This is a genomic window from Mesorhizobium sp. M0139 (genome assembly GCF_040322455.1).
Taxonomy (GTDB): Bacteria; Pseudomonadota; Alphaproteobacteria; order Rhizobiales; family Rhizobiaceae; genus Mesorhizobium.
This window is the reverse complement of record NZ_JAMYTN010000007.1, coordinates 271,730-287,383: the sequence shown is the minus strand read 5'-3', so window position 1 is coordinate 287,383 and position 15,654 is coordinate 271,730. Positions and strand designations below refer to the sequence as shown.

The 15,654-nt window shown below is 57.8% G+C and carries 18 protein-coding genes and 2 tRNA genes; 10 read left to right on the top strand and 10 right to left on the bottom strand.

What is annotated here, in order from left to right; translation table 11 throughout:
- Nucleotides 1-204: 204 nt before the first annotated feature.
- Nucleotides 205-1,731 carry an anti-phage dCTP deaminase gene (locus NKJ58_RS14810; RefSeq protein WP_352853357.1) on the bottom strand — a complete coding sequence of 509 codons (1,527 nt, stop codon included), beginning with the start codon at nucleotides 1,729-1,731 and terminating at the stop codon, nucleotides 205-207.
- A 55-nt stretch (nucleotides 1,732-1,786) separates the two neighbouring features.
- Between NKJ58_RS14810 and NKJ58_RS14805 the strand changes: the two genes are divergently transcribed.
- Entirely contained in the window at nucleotides 1,787-1,987 is a 201-nt protein-coding gene (locus NKJ58_RS14805; protein WP_352853355.1) for a hypothetical protein, read from the top strand.
- Between the two features lie 492 nt (nucleotides 1,988-2,479).
- On the opposite strand, the gene NKJ58_RS14800 is transcribed toward NKJ58_RS14805, so the two are convergent.
- Nucleotides 2,480-2,839: a hypothetical protein gene (locus tag NKJ58_RS14800; RefSeq protein ID WP_352853353.1), complete on the bottom strand. Its 360-nt coding sequence runs from the start codon at nucleotides 2,837-2,839 to the stop codon at nucleotides 2,480-2,482.
- Nucleotides 2,840-2,926: 87 nt separating this feature from the next.
- Here NKJ58_RS14800 and NKJ58_RS14795 point away from each other — a divergent pair, with 87 nt between their 5' ends.
- The 3 genes from NKJ58_RS14795 (at nucleotide 2,927) to NKJ58_RS14785 (ending at nucleotide 5,974) form a co-directional block, all read left to right on the top strand.
- Nucleotides 2,927-3,391: an HK97 family phage prohead protease gene (locus NKJ58_RS14795; protein ID WP_352853351.1), complete on the top strand. Its 465-nt coding sequence runs from the start codon at nucleotides 2,927-2,929 to the stop codon at nucleotides 3,389-3,391.
- A complete protein-coding gene (locus NKJ58_RS14790; RefSeq protein ID WP_352853349.1) occupies nucleotides 3,388-5,094 on the top strand; it encodes a hypothetical protein in 1,707 nt (568 codons plus the stop codon). The genes NKJ58_RS14795 and NKJ58_RS14790 overlap by 4 nt, the downstream gene beginning before the upstream one ends.
- Before the next feature lie 211 nt (nucleotides 5,095-5,305).
- A complete protein-coding gene (locus tag NKJ58_RS14785) occupies nucleotides 5,306-5,974 on the top strand; it encodes a hypothetical protein (protein WP_352853347.1) in 669 nt (222 codons plus the stop codon).
- On the opposite strand, the gene NKJ58_RS14780 is transcribed toward NKJ58_RS14785, so the two are convergent.
- Nucleotides 5,971-6,171 (bottom strand): hypothetical protein, encoded by a 201-nt coding sequence (locus NKJ58_RS14780; protein ID WP_352853345.1) that lies wholly within the window; start codon nucleotides 6,169-6,171, stop codon nucleotides 5,971-5,973. The genes NKJ58_RS14785 and NKJ58_RS14780 overlap by 4 nt on opposite strands.
- Nucleotides 6,172-7,499: 1,328 nt before the next feature.
- Nucleotides 7,500-7,730, bottom strand: a complete 231-nt coding sequence (locus NKJ58_RS14775) for a hypothetical protein (protein WP_352853343.1) — start codon at nucleotides 7,728-7,730, stop codon at nucleotides 7,500-7,502.
- An 80-nt stretch (nucleotides 7,731-7,810) separates the two neighbouring features.
- Between NKJ58_RS14775 and NKJ58_RS14770 the strand changes: the two genes are divergently transcribed.
- A complete protein-coding gene (locus tag NKJ58_RS14770; protein ID WP_023746180.1) occupies nucleotides 7,811-8,023 on the top strand; it encodes a hypothetical protein in 213 nt (70 codons plus the stop codon).
- 109 nt (nucleotides 8,024-8,132) lie between these two features.
- On the opposite strand, the gene NKJ58_RS14765 is transcribed toward NKJ58_RS14770, so the two are convergent.
- Both NKJ58_RS14765 and NKJ58_RS14760 read right to left on the bottom strand, forming a co-directional pair.
- Nucleotides 8,133-8,666 carry a J domain-containing protein gene (locus tag NKJ58_RS14765; protein WP_352853342.1) on the bottom strand — a complete coding sequence of 178 codons (534 nt, stop codon included), beginning with the start codon at nucleotides 8,664-8,666 and terminating at the stop codon, nucleotides 8,133-8,135.
- 278 nt (nucleotides 8,667-8,944) lie between these two features.
- Complete coding sequence (locus tag NKJ58_RS14760; protein WP_352853341.1) at nucleotides 8,945-9,355, bottom strand: Ros/MucR family transcriptional regulator; 411 nt, start codon at nucleotides 9,353-9,355, stop codon at nucleotides 8,945-8,947.
- A 1,071-nt stretch (nucleotides 9,356-10,426) separates the two neighbouring features.
- Here NKJ58_RS14760 and NKJ58_RS14755 point away from each other — a divergent pair.
- Nucleotides 10,427-11,557 (top strand): tyrosine-type recombinase/integrase, encoded by a 1,131-nt coding sequence (locus NKJ58_RS14755; RefSeq protein WP_352853340.1) that lies wholly within the window; start codon nucleotides 10,427-10,429, stop codon nucleotides 11,555-11,557.
- Here NKJ58_RS14755 and NKJ58_RS14750 read toward each other — a convergent pair.
- Together NKJ58_RS14750 and NKJ58_RS14745 are read right to left on the bottom strand one after the other, a co-directional pair.
- Nucleotides 11,528-11,604: transfer RNA gene (locus tag NKJ58_RS14750), tRNA-Arg, on the bottom strand. The genes NKJ58_RS14755 and NKJ58_RS14750 overlap by 30 nt on opposite strands.
- 60 nt (nucleotides 11,605-11,664) lie before the next feature.
- On the bottom strand, nucleotides 11,665-11,970 hold the full coding sequence (locus tag NKJ58_RS14745) for an ETC complex I subunit (protein ID WP_023670294.1): 306 nt from the start codon (nucleotides 11,968-11,970) through the stop codon (nucleotides 11,665-11,667).
- Between the two features lie 173 nt (nucleotides 11,971-12,143).
- Between NKJ58_RS14745 and NKJ58_RS14740 the strand changes: the two genes are divergently transcribed.
- The 4 genes from NKJ58_RS14740 (at nucleotide 12,144) to NKJ58_RS14725 (ending at nucleotide 14,584) form a co-directional block, all read left to right on the top strand.
- Entirely contained in the window at nucleotides 12,144-13,328 is a 1,185-nt protein-coding gene (locus tag NKJ58_RS14740) for a flavin-containing monooxygenase (protein ID WP_023684766.1), read from the top strand.
- Between the two features lie 51 nt (nucleotides 13,329-13,379).
- Nucleotides 13,380-13,456, top strand: a tRNA-Pro gene (locus NKJ58_RS14735).
- Between the two features lie 177 nt (nucleotides 13,457-13,633).
- The gene (locus NKJ58_RS14730; protein ID WP_023684765.1) at nucleotides 13,634-13,945 is read left to right on the top strand and encodes a hypothetical protein; all 312 of its coding nucleotides are present in this window, start codon (nucleotides 13,634-13,636) and stop codon (nucleotides 13,943-13,945) included.
- Between the two features lie 378 nt (nucleotides 13,946-14,323).
- Nucleotides 14,324-14,584 carry a hypothetical protein gene (locus tag NKJ58_RS14725; protein ID WP_023684764.1) on the top strand — a complete coding sequence of 87 codons (261 nt, stop codon included), beginning with the start codon at nucleotides 14,324-14,326 and terminating at the stop codon, nucleotides 14,582-14,584.
- Between the two features lie 306 nt (nucleotides 14,585-14,890).
- Here the strand turns inward: NKJ58_RS14725 and NKJ58_RS14720 are convergent, their stop codons facing one another.
- Together NKJ58_RS14720 and NKJ58_RS14715 are read right to left on the bottom strand one after the other, a co-directional pair.
- Nucleotides 14,891-15,307 (bottom strand): type II toxin-antitoxin system VapC family toxin, encoded by a 417-nt coding sequence (locus tag NKJ58_RS14720; protein ID WP_352853338.1) that lies wholly within the window; start codon nucleotides 15,305-15,307, stop codon nucleotides 14,891-14,893.
- Nucleotides 15,304-15,558: a FitA-like ribbon-helix-helix domain-containing protein gene (locus tag NKJ58_RS14715; protein ID WP_023670289.1), complete on the bottom strand. Its 255-nt coding sequence runs from the start codon at nucleotides 15,556-15,558 to the stop codon at nucleotides 15,304-15,306. The genes NKJ58_RS14720 and NKJ58_RS14715 overlap by 4 nt, the downstream gene beginning before the upstream one ends.
- Nucleotides 15,559-15,654 lie beyond the last annotated feature (96 nt).

The window sequence follows — 15,654 nt, the reverse complement described above, 5'->3', positions numbered from 1 at the left end:
CGCGCGCAAGCGCGCGAGGCGACGCCGAAAAAATAAGCTGAAAACCTGCGGCGTAACGTCTGCGATGGCTGAGACGGTCTGAGCGGAGCGATGCTGCAGGTCGCGCCATACCCCCGGAGGGGGTCTTCCGAACGCGGCCGCAATCGACTTTCGCTTACCGGTCCGCCTAGTTTGCGCACATTTTTCCAATTCAAATGTTGAGCGTCAGACGCCGCCCAGAGCCTTCCTGGCCACTATCTCCTCGAAGGCCGTAAAGCCGGTTCGCACAACCTTAGATTCGAAGTCGGTGTAGAAGGGAGCGATTAGGCTAAGATTGGGGCGCTTGCGGTTCCAGATGTAAGGCTCAAACCGCCCGTCCGCCTTTCGCGCACCTCGTTCGAAAAATTCGCGGTACCTTCGTGGTGTCACGCCATAGAAATGTTCAAACTTGACGGCATCGTAGGTTTCGTATTTTCCCCGAGATCCGCCCTCAATCTGAATTGAGTCAGAATGCAAATCGGAGGCTAGGCTTTTCGGGTACGGCTCAAGAAAGATCACTTTCTTAATGCCGGCCGAAACAATGTGCTTGGCGCACATGTGACAAGGGAAGGTTGTGCAAAACAGCATAGCGTCGGCGACAGAAAGGCCCAGCCTGGCCGCATCAGATATCGCTGACATCTCAGCGTGGACTATTCGACCGTATTCGAGGGCATCCATAAACTGAGAGTCTCTCACCGTCTCCTTGGCTGAGAACTCTTCAAACGAAAGGGGAGAATTTGCTGCTGCAAATATCTCGCCGAGGATCTCACGTTTCCTAGAATCATTTGAATCAACGCCTAGGGTGTATTCCCTTGCATCATAGGGTAGTTCATCACACCAATACGTCCCGCCGCCAGCTTTTGGGACCTCGTTGGAACCCATGCTTATGATTTCGCCCGTGGGACGGAATATCGCAGCGCCGACTTGGCGCGACAAGTCGAGGGTTCTAAGGGCAGCAGCTTTCGCAGCAAACATGCCATATTCGAGCTTTGTTGGGGACAGCGCGTTAGACGAAAATAGCAGTTCTAAAAATCGATTGACCTGCCTATCGGCCCCATCCTGTTCAACCGCATCGCAATTCACGATGAAGTCGGCATCATGAAAGATTTTGGTCAAACGCTGACCGTGTAGGTTTTTCTTTTCGTTTTCGTCCCTCGAGACAAGTTCGTGCGCTATAGTTCGGGATTCCGATTGATCTGCTGTACCGCGGTCGTGCGCTATTTTGTAAGACAGGTAGTCAATTCTCGATTTTTTGCTAGAATATACAGAGATCTGGAAAAAGAATCGCCCATATACAGAGCGCAAAAGATCTATCTCTTCCTTACGCTTAAATTGATGAAGTATGTAAACGCGCTTTTGATAAGAGATCTGATTGCTCTTTTTAAATTCCTGCTCTCTGGTTCGCGCAACCTTAAATACCGCATATGCAGCGAGCACTGAATCGTCGTTAAATTCCTCTCTAATTTTATTGCCAAAATCTATGTAGCTATTAATCCTTTTGTCAGTAGGTGTCTTATCCAATGGAAGGTCTATCGATAGGGATTTTTTAAAGACATCAAAGTAGTCAGTTACTTTAATATCGAATACGTCGTAGCCGGACGCTGCAAAGAATCGACTTATACTCGATATAACCCCTGCCGTATCGACACCAACTGGCGACACAATGCCGATAAATATTTCTGGGCATTCGAGTTTTTCTAGTGCATTTTGCACGTTAACGGTCCCTTAAAAGTCTGATAGCATGATTCTATAAATTGGAGGAACGACCATGCAGGCCAAGCTTGGCGTGAAATTGAGTACCGTGACGGTGACATCCCGATACGTTGATGGACTGATAGAGCGAAGCGGAGCTTACTACTCCGCATGGCTGAGACAGGATGGCCGCACCGAGGCTGTCAGCCTTCCCGCCAAGAAGCCTTCAGGCTCGCTGCATGGTTCTGCCGAGCCGAACACGGCCAAGGCAAAGTAGAAAAAACGGCGGGCCGAAGCCCGCCGCCAGTCTCATTTTCCGTGCTTGGTTGGATCTACAAGCTTGTAGGTAGATCCTTTCGACGGAGTCGGCGGCAGCGGCTCATTGCGAGTCACTGTTCTTTCCGGTCCTTTGCCGCCACGCGGGCCAATAATTTCGTATTGACCTGAACGTGGAGCGGGTTGACCAGGCCGAAGGGGAGGATTCTTCGACATAAGTCTTTACTCCTGCGGCTTGCCAATGCAGCCTCAGGACGCTAGTTACCGACCTGCTAGGGAGCGGACTCGCGGTCTCGTTCGTTCACTCGGCGCCACAAATACCGCGAGTACGCAAAAGACAGAGGCAGACGGGACGAATCACCGTCTGCCTCTTTTCTATGCAGAACTTGACCAGCAAGTAAACTGATCACCTCTTTTGTTAACAACAATAGCAGCTCTAAAATAAGTCAGGCCTGCTGTCTCAGTTCTTGTTGGGCACCGTCTGACGGCCTTTTCACTTAGGAATCCGACCCGACCCACGCAGCTTCGCAAGCAGCCGTTCAGCCGCTGCGCGATAGCTGACAGTTACCTGCTCGGCCGTCGGCAGCGAAGCCCAAGCGGTTAGCTCGGCAATCAACTCGTCGCTTCCGACTATTGGTGCCGACGTAAGCTGCCCATCCTTATCCATGACGATCGCGACGGTGCCTTCCGCGCCGTAGCCAACCGCCGCGAGCCTTTGAATGCCGATGTTGTCGTCTACGCGAACGTCGAACAACACCGAGCCTGCAGTTTTTTCGGCAACGTCGATTACACGATCAGAGAACGGGTGGTTCATACCGCCGGCACTGGCGATCGACTGTTCCAGCAGAACCATCTCGACTTCTTGAGGCTTCACGGCGCGACTATGAGCGCTAACGTGCAATCGGCAATCCTGCCGACGTCTTTCACACAGGAATCCCAAATGACCACCACCCAACGCGCCGCGGCGGCGCGACCGCAGATCCGTGCCCAACGCCAGACAACTCGTCCGACCATGATAGCCGGTTACGCCTCAACTTTCGGTGTCGCAGTTAACGGGCAGTATGTGATTGCGCCCGGCGCCTTCGATCGGCTTCTAGAGCGCGGCTTTTCTCCCCGTATGCTTCTGGAGCATGAGGGCGAGCCAGTCGGCGAATGGTTGAAAATCATTGCTGATCAAACGGGCCTGTTCGTCGTCGGTCGCGTCGATGCTGCAGCGGCAATCGAGAGGATTGAGGCCGGCGACATCGGCCTGTCGCTCGGACGCAAGGTCGGGCTGCGCAAGATGATCGAGGGCGGCATTTCGCTCTGCCCGCAAGTCCTGGACGTCGGCGAGATTTCAATAGTTTCAGAACCTGGCGACCCCTTGGCGCTAATCACGGAATTCGCGATCGGAGCAGGGCAATGAGCTTTAGCCGTGGAGTATGGGCCGGCTGGGGAACACCAACGCGGTCTTCACCAACCGTCCCGAACGTTCCTGACGTTCAGGTCACACTGCCGACTTCGGCTTATGGCCAGACACTCCCGGTGGTCTACGGCAAGTGCCGGTTGCCTGCCGCCTATATCTGGGTTCCGCCGATCCTGACCGTCACTTCGACGCACGTCGAATATTGGGACACCATTACGTCGACCACGGCCAAGATGTCATGTCGGCTTCGCTTTGCGCGGCCTCTGGTGCCTAATTCCACTTGGACCATGCGAAAGCTCTATGCGAATGGAAAGGCGATTTACGACGCCTCGATCGGCTATCGCAAAAAGGGACTGAAGTTCACCGCCTATGATGGGCGCAGCACTCAGCCACGCGATCCGACCATGGTTGCGGAAGAGGGCCTGACCAATGTTTCGGCCCATCGCGGCTATCTCGACATTGTCGTCAAGGATTTCGACATCGTCGGTCTTGGCGCCCCTCCGGTCTTCGAAGCCGAATGGATTCAGGATGGCGCAACCACGCACGATTATGACCTGTTCCGAGTCCTGGCTGCTGGCACCGTAAATTTGCTGGCTCCGGATTGGGAGGCCGGCACGCTCTACGGGCGACAGAATGGCGGCGCCCTGATCAGACATTTCTCGATCGGTGCGCAGCAGGAATATTTCGCCACCGACAATTCCTTCGGCCTCAACTATTTCTCGGATTTCCGCTACAGCCGGACGCTCGACAAGCTCGTTTTCCTGGCTGGCTTCATTGGCTCTGGCGATAGCGTTGCAGTGCTGGTGAACCCGCTCACGGGCGCCGTGGATGCCACGTCCGCATCGGCAGCAACCACGGCCATCGTCCACGACTGCGCGGCCCTGGTGGATGTTGCCGGCGGCACCGTGCTGGTCGGTTTCAGCAGCAACGAGCAGATCTTCAGCTTCTACGCCGACAGCGCTACCGGCTTGATAGAGCGCTCGTACCAGTCAACTGCCAGCTTTGGAGGCTATGCGAATATTGAATGCGTGACGCCGGGTGAGGTGCGCGGCAGCGAGTTCGATGTCTACTTCTGCGCCGACGCCGACCTTGTAAAAGTGACTTTGACCGCACTCGGCACGTTCAAGAGTTCAACGGTTATCGCCACGCTTGCCGACGATCTCCGCTATGCGGTCTATGATGATGGTGACCTCGTCGTCTGGACCGATGCCGCCACAGTGAAAAGGATTAACGGCACGACTGGCGCCGTCGAATTCACCAAAACCGTTCCTTACCAGATTGAGACCGTTGACACCCGCGACCTAGGCTCACCCGATCAGCAGCGCCTCGTCAATGAGCTCTATTTTGCCGGCGGCGGAACGTCCTACTTCACCAATCTCGACACGGGCCTGACGCGCTCTATAGCCGGCACCACGCCTGCCAATCCCTATGTCTTCGACGGCCAGACCGAAACAATCATCACGACAAACGGCTTCGGCGTGCCTGAACGGCTTCGCATCATTGCCGATGACGGGGGCAAGCGTCTGCTTACTGATTTCCTGCAGGCCTTGATGGAAGCCGGCGGGTTTGCTCCCGATGAAATTGCCTTCGAAGGCTCGATAGATGATCTGATTGACGGCGCGGTGATCGACATCACAGCCAGCGTCAGGGACATCGCACGCTCGGTCTGCGAACCCTATTCCATTGCAATGTTTGAACGGTGAACCCCCGTGCCCGTCCCTCTCATCGGCCATTTCCCACGCATAGAAGCAGTCACGATCGCGCAGCGCAGGTTCGACCTGACCACATGGGACGGCGTACGCGCATGGCTGCAGGTCGAAGCCCCGCAAGAATTTCATCTGAACAAACAGGACGAGCAAAAGTGCTCCGAATCCTGATGCCAACTAGCCACCGTAACCAGAGGAGGGCGTCCAAGTGACGTTTCCGTTTCCAATGATGATAGTCAATTCTTTCGTATTTACCCCGCCCGCCACAGGCCCGATCGTCACCTTTTGCGGCGTCCAAGACTCCGGGACGTCCTTCAGTATCGGCACCGCGAGCGCCGATCGCGTGGTCATCGCCCTTTCTGCAGCCGTGCGAGGGGCTTCGACGCCGCGCACCCTGTCGAGCCTGGTGTTTGATGGAGCGGCCGGAACGACCCCGACGACCACGGGCGTCGGCGCCGGATCGAGCAGCGTGACGGTAGGAGCGGCTTCAAAGCTGATCACGACCGGGACGACGTGCACGCCGACTGCCACCTATAGCGGCGGCGTCGTGTCGAGCAAGGTCGCCCTGTTCACGATCACCGGGCAAGGAACGAACACCCCTGGTGACACCAAGGCGTGGAAGACCGGCGATGCCGCAGCCACGATCAACGTTGCTGCGGCCGGCTGTATTTTGATGGTGGCGGCTGGCACAGACGGTTCGCTTGGCGCCTTCACCCTGACTGGCGCAAACGTTAATGACGACAATTCCTACGGCGGGTTGGCAACCATGCAGGCCGCCTTCGGCTCTGTCACCAATCTCTCGGCGGATGCCGCCAGGGCGCTTGCTGCCGTGAACACGAACACCGTGAAGGCGTTCGCCGCGCTTACCTATAGCTAGCGGTCAACGCTGACTATCCACGGGCAGCCGGTCACGGCGTAACTCGGCGTCGTCAACGTCCCTATTCCGGTGAAATAGCCGCACAGATACCCGTCTGCGGACTTCTCCTGATAAAGCAGGACGCCGCTCGACGTCGCTACCAGCGCGCCAACGGAAAGAACGATCACGATGATCAGGCCGGCGGCGACTGCTTTCATCGCCTTGCCTTCCGCTAACGAGCTTAGGCGGGCTGAAGCTGCTGGCCGACTGATTTCTCGCGTAGCCTCAACACCAACAGACGCGTAGCTGCGAACGGTGCCATGACGATAAACGTGGTGGCGATGCTTGCGAGGACCGACAAAACGCAGATCGAGCTTTGGGCGTAGCAAACGGATTCCATGACGTACCCCTTCCTGCCTAGAAGTTCCCGATAAGGCGGTTGCATGATGAGCCTGCTTCGGGAGGAATACAAGAACGCGCTAATAAACGATGTCGAGATGAGGTGGAGCGCCTTAACCGGCGATCGCCATTCCAAAGCCAACACCTAGGCCGATTGCGAGGCCTAGGAACAGCTTGGCGGCAAGATCGAGGGACAGGGCGCCACACGTCCTGGCGAGGCTCCGTGAGGGCATTGGCGATATCATCGAAGATCGCGTCCATGCTTCAACTAGATCGAAACGCAGATTCTGTGAATCCCCTGTTTGTTCCGTCAAAGTCTAACGATCAGGCGAGCGCCTGGAAAAGCACGTGCAGTAACGGTTGATTCAACCATTGCTGGTAAATTGTGGAATGTGGGTGGCGGCTCCGACAGTTCGGGGTGGAACTCAATGCCGAAGCCGCCTGCGCAGCCAAGGTTGGGGTTTGACCGCGCCGTCCTATAATGGGACAGCGCGGTCAACGATTCGTTAAAACGTTCTGGAACTAATTAAGCACGCGCTAATTGACTCGCGGTCTCGGGAGTCAGTGCATATGCGTGAAGTTCATCCCTCCGATGGAGCCGATTTTGGCGGGACAAGCCTCCCGAGGGCATTGGACAGCGTCACGTACCGGCCGCCGTCTTCGTCTTCCCTCTTCCTAGAGATCCGCCATTCGTTGGGCGAGTGGGTTGTTCGCATCATAGGGAGGAACGGTGAAACGTATTCCCGAGCATTCGAATATGAAGCAGATGCCGTCGCTTTCGCCGGCGATCAGTCTTCTCATCTAGGATTGGAAGCTCCCCCGAACCGAGCAACTTGACCGCCCTTCTCTGAAGATCCGAAAGCGCGGATCTGTGAATCCCCCTGGAACATCGTCGGCCTCGAAACACTTCGGGCGGTCGCACTGTTCCCATATCAGTGTCTCCCAAAACTGCCCACTACCTCAACGGTTGGTGGGCATTTTTGTACATTAGCGGAACCTGAAATTTGGAGGCTTGTTGATAGAACGGCAGCGAGTGGGTGATCGCTGCTGGTCGAGGTCCCGCAAGACTCGGCCGGGCTCGCATCACCTGCCCCGGTCGGTGCGAGCCCACCGTCGAGCGACCAAGCGAGCTTCCCTGTGTCGGTCTCTATTTGATGCTAGGGGACGGTGGTTTCACCATCACGCGCAGTTGCATCTGGTCGATTGTTGCGACGATGGCAGCAGCCAGCGCTTCCGCCTCATCCATGATCCCCGGCCCATAGAGACCGTTCACAGCTTCCTCGCTGGGCAGCACGCCGGGCGGGCAGTGGTCCTCGATTGTGCGCCGGATGAGCGTCAACGCTGCCCGGCATTCAGCGGCTTCGATCTTCATAACCATTGAAACATTCACTTTAGCTAAAATGTTCCGGAACCGATTTCAGGTTGGCGGCTTGAGACTGTGAGGGAAGAACACTAGTCATGCCCATCAGACGAAAAGCCGTGGATGCCGGGATTTTTAAGCCTGCCGAATTGGCCTTGCTAGGGCGCGTTTTCGAGCAGCTTAAACTGGTCGACGACCAATCACCTGACGGGCAGGGCCGGTTGGCTTCTCGGATCATTGCCAACTACATGGCCGGGATAAAAGATGAGGCCGAACTTCTCTCGCTTTCGAAGCAGCCGTTAGGGCGGTAAGGTCGGGAAAGCTAGACCTTCACCAGCCGCACAACATCAGGCGCGACCGTCACCACCGGGCCACCCAGGCTGACCGTTACGGCGTCCTTCTCGACCCGTGTGACGCTTTCTAGTCTCTACTCAGGAGCCGAGTGCTGGTATCGCGACGCAGTTCGGAATCGGCGCGATCGACGCCTTCAACCGTGATCGCGATTGTCCCGTTCTCAATTCTTGCGATCCACCCCTTTGCCTTCATGTACCAGAGATGAAACTCCAGATGCTCTGGTGGACAGCCTAACAACCGTTCGATTTCGACGTCGCCAATACCCGGATTGCCGACATCCTGGCGGCGCTTCACATAGAGCAGCGAAAGCAGTTTGGCCTGGACCAAAGCGTCCTTCTCGACCCCTTTGGGGTCGCTTGCCTCCTCGACCAATTTAAGCCGCTCACCGGCATGCTCTCGATAGGAGATATCGTACTGGGCGCGCTTAACGGGATCCTTCAAGACGTTGTGTGCTTCTACTATTTCGCTGAAGCGGGCTTCGTTTCCAGTTTGCTGATTGTCGGGATGATAGCGCATCGCAAAGTAGCGGAATATTCGCTCAAGTGTCTCCGAGTTGGCGTTTGGGCTGATCTCCAAGAGTTCGTAGTAATCGACGAACAATGCGCTGCTCCCTCAAACATCGCTCGACAGCCGCGCGGGGGCCGCCTACATGCCCTCACTCGTCGAGTTCATATACGGACAATACATTGCGCCCGGGGTCAAGATGAGCGGGAGCTAATGGACGTCAGCCAAGGCGGCTCCCGCGCGGGGTGCAACGAAAATGGCCGGCGCCGCAGTGGGAGATTGCCTGATCAGCGCCGGCCGGACGGTAATCAGGTCCGCCGCAACACAGCGATATCTGATTCTTGACGTAACGTCATGTGGGGATCGGACTACGCCTAACCCTCAGCCTTCCGACCTAGACCAGACGCCTTCGCAAGGGCCGATCGCTTCGCGGCGTAGTTCGGCGCGACCATGGGGTAATCGCGAGACAAGCCCCACTTCTCACGGTATTCGTCGGGCGTCATGCCAAGTAGGCCAAGGTGGCGTTTCATAGACTTGAATTTCCGGCCGTCTTCCAGGCTGATGATGTGATCTGGGAACACAGACTTTTTCGGATCTACGGCGGGAGCCTTCTTTTCGGCTCGCGACACAATCTGCTGGCTTAAGCCAGACAGCGACGCGTGAACCGAAGCGATAAGATCGGGCAGGCTGGTGGCAGGGACCGGGTTATTTGCCACGTAGGCGGATACAACATCCACGGTGAGTTCTGCGAGTTCGACTGAGTGGTCGTGTGTTTCGTCGGTCATCTGTTGGTCCTATTGATGAGTCGATGTCTATTAGGTCGTTCTAATGCGCGCAACAAAACAGGGACATTGGACCTACAGCCTTCGGTCGGTGGCGCTCTTAGGGCAACCCTACACCTAGCCCGCCGTCGACCTCTTTTTTGATGGTGCAACTAGGCGCTTCCGCATATCGAGCATTGACGTTCAAGGCGAAAACGCCTATTATTCCAGATACTTAGCTGAAAATCCCGCTTGCATAAGCCTTGAATCTCGGCCATGTTCCCTGGCGCGCCAATGACGGCGCTTTGAGGGGAACAAATCCATGTCATGCAGTGACGTCGAACACCTTGTGATCACGCATACCGCGCTCGAAGCTTTCGCCAAAAACATGTCGCCTCTGCCAGACGAAGCGATGGGACACCTCGTCCAGGCTATCTACGTCGTTCGTGAGAAGATCCTGACGCTTATGCCAACGTCCTCGGAGCGCATCAGAGCAACGGTACTGGCGCCATTCATTGAGCAATTGGTCTCGGAGGCCTGACTGCTCAGCAGCACAAAACGAAAAAAGCCCGCTTCGGCGGGCTTTTTGTTATGTGAGGTGTGACGGCGAATTAGGGCACGAAGCCCGGCATTGCCTATTGAGGGACAAACAAATGCTCCGCCGTCACGAGACTCAACCTTCTCGCAGCCGGCAGGTTCCAAAGGTCGCGCCGGACCCCCGCCTTGCGCAGGGTTTTTGTTTGTCTACTTGCCGGCAGTCAGCAGGTCTGTGGCTGGCCTTTAGTTTAGTTTTGGCCGCCTGCCGCCTATATCCGCCGTACGCTCATTTGGTCGGGGGAAGTTCTTACAATCGAAGGGGAAAACGATGCAGGCAATCCAGCCGCGCGGTCTTAGGCGTGCAGCCGCCGCAACCTATCTCGGCATCTCGCCAACGCTGTTCGATAGGGAGCGAACGGCCGGCGCGATCCCGGCTCCCAGGCTAATGTTTGGTGTGGCATTGTGGGACCGACACGATCTAGACTCGCTGTTTGACGGTAAGCCGACCACCAGCATAGTCGCCGATAATGATAATGCCTCTGACTATTGGGACCGCGAATGCGCCATCATCGGAAGCCTAAATACGTAAACGAATATCTGGACCGGCATGGCCGAGCGCGTGTCTATTTGCGTCGGCCAGGTCAGCCGCAGGTTGCATTGCCGACCCCGCTTTATTCAGAAACGTTCTGGACGGCATACCATGCCGCCATGGCCAACGAGCCGGTTCGGGTCAGTCGCCTCAAAGCCGGTTCGGTCGCTGCGGCGGCGCTTGGCTACTACGGCTCGATAGAGTTCCAAAGCTTGGCGAAATCAACGCAAGCCGTCTATCGCGGCGTGCTTGATCGCTTTGTTGCGAAGCATGGTGATGGGCCAATCGCTGGAATGAAGTCGAAGCACATCAACTCAATTATTGACGGGATGGCGTCGACACCTTCAGCAGCATTCAATTTCCGAAAACGGCTTTCCGCTGTCATGGACTACGCCATTGGCGCAGGTATGCGCACCGACAATCCTGTCGGCACGTCCAAGCGAATCAAACTTAAGTCGTCGGGACACCGAACTTGGACGGAGGACGACATTGCTGCTTTCCGCAAGCATTGGCCCATAGGAAAGCCGCAGCGGCTGGCCATGGAAGTTCTGCTGCACACAGGACTGCGCCGGTCTGATGCGGTTCGCATGGGTTGGCAGCATGCGACAGGCGGTGCATTCGTTATCACGGCACAGAAAACGGGGGCTGAATTGCATATCCCCATTCACACCGAGCTTGCCCGATTCCTGCAATCCTGCCCCAAGGACGGTCCCGCCTTCATCTCAACCAGCTTCGGCTCTGCGCGGTCGGAGAAGGCGTTTTCAGCATACATATCCGACGCGGCGGAAAGGGCGGGTTTGCCGGAAAAATCATCGCCACACGGCTTGCGAAAGGCGGCTTGCCGCCGCTTGGCAGAAGCCGGTTGCTCCGCAATGGAGATCATGTCGATCACCGGCCACACCGATATTAAGGAGATCGAGCGCTATTGCAGAGACGCTGCCAAGAAGCAGCTATCAGCCACCGCGATGGATAAACTGCAGAAGGGTTTCGATATCGAATTGCCTAACCACCCCGAAGGGTTAGGCGAAATGCCTGATAACCAATTGATTTCATTCTCGCAGAAAGGAGATTGGCGATCCCGACAGGATTCGAACCTGTGACCATCGGCTTAGAAGGCCGGTGCTCTATCCAGCTGAGCTACGGGACCGCTGGCCGGCATTTGATATCTTGGCCGGCTGGTGTCTATGTGCCAGGCGCTGACCGCCGGTCAATGCGTCCAGGGTATCCTGCGGTCATAGCGGAAATTTTCCGCATAGGAAATCTGCCGGCGCTTGGTCTCTTTCGGCTCCTCGACACGGAAGGCCAGGCCCTGCTTTTCGGCATAGGCCACCGCCTCTTCCCTGGTGTCGAAGGTCAGCCTGATCTGGCTCAGCATGTCGCCCGATGTGGTGTAGCCCATCAGCGGGTCGATCTTCTTGCGTTGGGCGGGATCGAATTCCAGCACCCAATGGCCGGTCTTGGCCTTGCCGGACTGCATCGCGGTTTTGGCTGGGCTGAAAATTCGCGCGGACATGGGCACCTCGTAGCTGCGTTGGCGGTAGCGCCGCCTTATTTCAGTCAATACTGTGCAACACTGCCGACGGCAAGGCCGAAGCGGCCTGCAACCAGGCCGCTTCGGCAGCGGCATCGGCCCGATACACTGGCGTAGCATCAAAAGTCATGGTCATGATGGCGACACAAAGAGGCATGGACGCAGGGATTTTGCACGCCGAGGCCGACAGCCAAGCGATTTTCGACGGCGCGATCGTGATCGGCGCCGGGGCAGCCGGCTTGACCGCAGCCCATGCGCTGCTCAAGACCGGCGTGCCTGTGATGGTGTTGGAAAAGGAAGCCCGGCTGGCCGAGCCATGGCACGGGCGGCACGAGCGACTGCATCTCAACACGCATCGCGACCTTTCGGCGCTGCCGGGCGTTTCCTTTCCTGCCGGCACCCCTGCCTTTCCGCACCGAAACACCATCATCGGCCATTTGAACGAATTCCACGCCATGCACCGGCTGCCGGTCGAGTTCGGCATCGCGGTCGAGGAGATTGGCTTCGAGGGCGACCACTGGCTTGTGCGGACCAGTGCCGGGCCGCGGCTGGCGCGCCATGTCGTCATCGCCACCGGGCGCGACCGGCAGCCCTTCATCCCGGCCTGGAAAGGCATGAAGGCCTTTGCCGGACGCATCATCCATTCGGCCGCATTCGGTAAGGCCAAGGCCTATGCGGGCAAGAAAGTGCTGGTCGTCGGCGCCGGCAATTCCGGCTTCGACGTGCTCAATCACCTGGTGGCAGCCGACGCGGGACAGATCTGGCTGTCGGCGCGCAACGGTCCGGCACTGCTGCCCAAGCGCCTCGGCCAGATCGCCGTCCACCGGTTTTCGCCGATCCTGGCGCGGCTGCCGTTCAAGCTCGCCGATGCGGTGATGGCGGCGACGCAGCGATGGGCCTTCGGCGACCTCACGGCCTACGGCCTGCCGCCGACGCCTTCGGGCGGCGCAAGCCGGCTGGCGTCGGATTATACCGCCATCGCCACCGATGACGGCGCCGTCGATGCCATCAAGGACCGCAGGATCATCGTGCTGCCAACCGTGCGGGAATTTACCGGCGACACGGTCGTTTTCGACGATGGCGCGACGATCCAGCCCGATATCGTCATCGCCGCGACCGGCTACCGCACCGGGCTCGAGGCCATGCTGGGCAGGCTCGGCGTGCTCGACCAAAAGGGCGTGCCGCTGTTCAACGGCGCCGACAGCGACCCGAAACTGCCGGGCCTGTGGTTCACCGGCATGCGGCCAAGCATCCGCGGCTGCTTCGCCAATGCTCGCATCCAGGCCAAGGCGATCGCAGCCAGGATTGCGCGGGAGCGCAGACCGCCAAGCCCCGTTTGATGTTTTAGGGGTTGCGCGACAGGGTCCGGAACCGTATACGCCGCAGGGCCTCGGAGTGTAGCGCAGCCTGGTAGCGCATCTGGTTTGGGACCAGAGGGTCGGGAGTTCGAATCTCTCCACTCCGACCATTTTTTCCCACAAAGCCAGTCCTTGCCCAAGGTCACTCCCAAGGTCGCCAATGGCTGCCTCGCCGGTAGCGCATGGCGGCACGCATTGCCCAAGCAGCAGCCGCTCGCCGATCGGACCCTACATTGGAACACCAGTTCGCTCCCAGAGTTGTGTATGTTCAACCCAAGGAGCAAACAATGAAAACCCTTCTCATCGCCTCGATGATCGCGTTCGCCGGAACGGCGGCTTTGATCGCACCGGCGCAAGCCGCCAGTCTGACTATCCAGTCCGATGACGACGATCAATATTCGTCCGACGATGGCGATATACAGGTTCTTCGCCATCACCAGCGCCACAAAGACTATAGCGACGACTATGGCGACGACTACAGCGACAACCAGGATGGCCAATGGCGGCGCCACCATCGCCATCACCGCTGCCATATCGAACTGGTCAGGCACTGGCGCCATCACCACAGGGTCGTCGAAGAGGTCAGGGTCTGCGGCTGATCCGATCGCTTTGGACCTGCTCCGGCCGGGTTGGCGGCCGGAGCACCAATCTGACCTAAAGCGCGTCGCATTTGAACGGACTCAAGGACGCGCTTGAGGTCTTGTTTGATGCATGTGGTTCTCTCAAAACCGGGGCCACTTGAGCGACATGCATCAGGCGCCCGTGTCATCGAACAGCATCCCTTCGGCGGGTTTGGCTGAAAATCGACGCAGGGATAATCCCCTCGCTTCCACCTCTATCGCCGGTCTAAAAGCGCGTCGCGCTGAAACGTATCCAGGCGACGCGTTTTGATTTTTGTTTTGATGCATGTCGTTCTCTCAAAACCGGGACCACCTTGAGCGACATGCATTAGACTCCGGGCAAAGGGGAGATTCTGGATGCTTGGTCTCGAGGCATGGCTTTCGCTGATTGGCCCTGCCTACTTCGCTTACATCGGGATCACGGTTCCGTTCGTCGTCGTCTGGGCCATTATCTGTGCAGCCCTGTGGATCTGGAACAACCGGCCGAGCAAGAGGCAAGGCCGTCCCCGCTCGTGGCCCGCCAGCGTGCTGTTCTTTGTCGTCGTCGCCGCGTGCTACGTGGCAGCGCATACGGTGGTCTATCTGCTGGTCCGGTATCTGGCGGCGTTGTGGCTATAGGGCACCCTCCCGGACACTCCGGTGACTGCTCCACGAAGGTAAGCTCGCCGGGCGAGAACCCCAATCATCACTCCCGGCGAGCCTACAACCCGATCAGGAACGCGACCAGGACCGGGGTCAGCCGGCAAGTTCCCAGGTGCAAGACGGATGCCAAATAATGTTCCCGAAATGGGACAGCGGCCCTCATGCGGCGGTGGGCACGGAGAGATCGAGTGTATTCATTCGAACACGCTGTCGTCGCTGAAGAGGAAATCCTGCCGAAACGCATGTTCGCAGCTCGCGCTCTGGTCGGGCTGCCGTACCTGGTTACGGCTGCCAAGGATCGATGACAGGCACGCCGGCCGCATGGAATGGCGCCGTGTCACGCGAGGCGACATGAAAGCCGTTTGCGGAGGCGATTGCCGCGATGTAGCCGTCGGGCACAGGAAACCCGTTGCCGGCTGCCCTCGCCTTCACTGCAAGTCGGGCATAGTGCCGGGCCGCCTCGGTATCGAAAGGCAGGATGCGGCGCTCAAACACGGCGCACACACCGGCGAAGGTTTCAGCGAGCGCAGCCTTGCGACGACCCGCCGGCATGGCCTCGATGCCGAACAGCACTTCGGCGAGCGTCACACTGGAGAGGTAAAGCGTTTCCTCGGCCTGGTCATCAAGCCAGGCCAACACAGCTTGATGCGGTTCGGGCTTCATGGCCTCCGAAACGACATTTGTATCGAGGAGGATCATTCGAACCCCAGCGGTTCGGCCGGCGCCTTGTCGCGAGCCTGCTCCAGGACCTCCACGTCTTCATTGGTCAGCCCGGCGCGTCGGGCAATGTCTGCCAGAACGGAGCCGAGTTTCACACGGCCGTCCGGCCGCACCGCGTTTTCCAGAATGTCGCGTATCTCGGCCTCGGTGCTGCGACCGTGCAAGGCCGCCCGTACACGCAGAGCTCGGTGGGTCGCTTCCGGAAGATTTCGGACGGTCACTGCAGGCATTGATATCGCTCCGATGTCATTGATTAAAAGTATCATATTGTTTCAGGTGATGTCACCATGCATGTTTTGAAAACGTCGCACGGGCGGGATCGACAA

What these genes read in the sequence shown, in the direction of transcription:
- NKJ58_RS14725 (WP_023684764.1), top strand. Translation starts at nt 14,324, where the DNA reads ATGCTTGGTCTCGAGGCATGGCTTTCGCTGATTGGCCCTGCCTACTTC.
- NKJ58_RS14770 (WP_023746180.1), top strand. Translation starts at nt 7,811, where the DNA reads ATGCCCATCAGACGAAAAGCCGTGGATGCCGGGATTTTTAAGCCTGCC.
- NKJ58_RS14790 (WP_352853349.1), top strand. Translation starts at nt 3,388, where the DNA reads ATGAGCTTTAGCCGTGGAGTATGGGCCGGCTGGGGAACACCAACGCGG.
- NKJ58_RS14800 (WP_352853353.1), bottom strand. Translation starts at nt 2,839, where the DNA reads ATGGTTCTGCTGGAACAGTCGATCGCCAGTGCCGGCGGTATGAACCAC.
- NKJ58_RS14780 (WP_352853345.1), bottom strand. Translation starts at nt 6,171, where the DNA reads ATGAAAGCAGTCGCCGCCGGCCTGATCATCGTGATCGTTCTTTCCGTT.
- NKJ58_RS14805 (WP_352853355.1), top strand. Translation starts at nt 1,787, where the DNA reads ATGCAGGCCAAGCTTGGCGTGAAATTGAGTACCGTGACGGTGACATCC.
- NKJ58_RS14740 (WP_023684766.1), top strand. Translation starts at nt 12,144, where the DNA reads ATGGACGCAGGGATTTTGCACGCCGAGGCCGACAGCCAAGCGATTTTC.
- NKJ58_RS14745 (WP_023670294.1), bottom strand. Translation starts at nt 11,970, where the DNA reads ATGTCCGCGCGAATTTTCAGCCCAGCCAAAACCGCGATGCAGTCCGGC.
- NKJ58_RS14760 (WP_352853341.1), bottom strand. Translation starts at nt 9,355, where the DNA reads ATGACCGACGAAACACACGACCACTCAGTCGAACTCGCAGAACTCACC.
- NKJ58_RS14715 (WP_023670289.1), bottom strand. Translation starts at nt 15,558, where the DNA reads ATGCCTGCAGTGACCGTCCGAAATCTTCCGGAAGCGACCCACCGAGCT.
- NKJ58_RS14730 (WP_023684765.1), top strand. Translation starts at nt 13,634, where the DNA reads ATGAAAACCCTTCTCATCGCCTCGATGATCGCGTTCGCCGGAACGGCG.
- NKJ58_RS14720 (WP_352853338.1), bottom strand. Translation starts at nt 15,307, where the DNA reads ATGATCCTCCTCGATACAAATGTCGTTTCGGAGGCCATGAAGCCCGAA.
- NKJ58_RS14755 (WP_352853340.1), top strand. Translation starts at nt 10,427, where the DNA reads ATGCGCCATCATCGGAAGCCTAAATACGTAAACGAATATCTGGACCGG.
- NKJ58_RS14795 (WP_352853351.1), top strand. Translation starts at nt 2,927, where the DNA reads ATGACCACCACCCAACGCGCCGCGGCGGCGCGACCGCAGATCCGTGCC.
- NKJ58_RS14775 (WP_352853343.1), bottom strand. Translation starts at nt 7,730, where the DNA reads ATGGTTATGAAGATCGAAGCCGCTGAATGCCGGGCAGCGTTGACGCTC.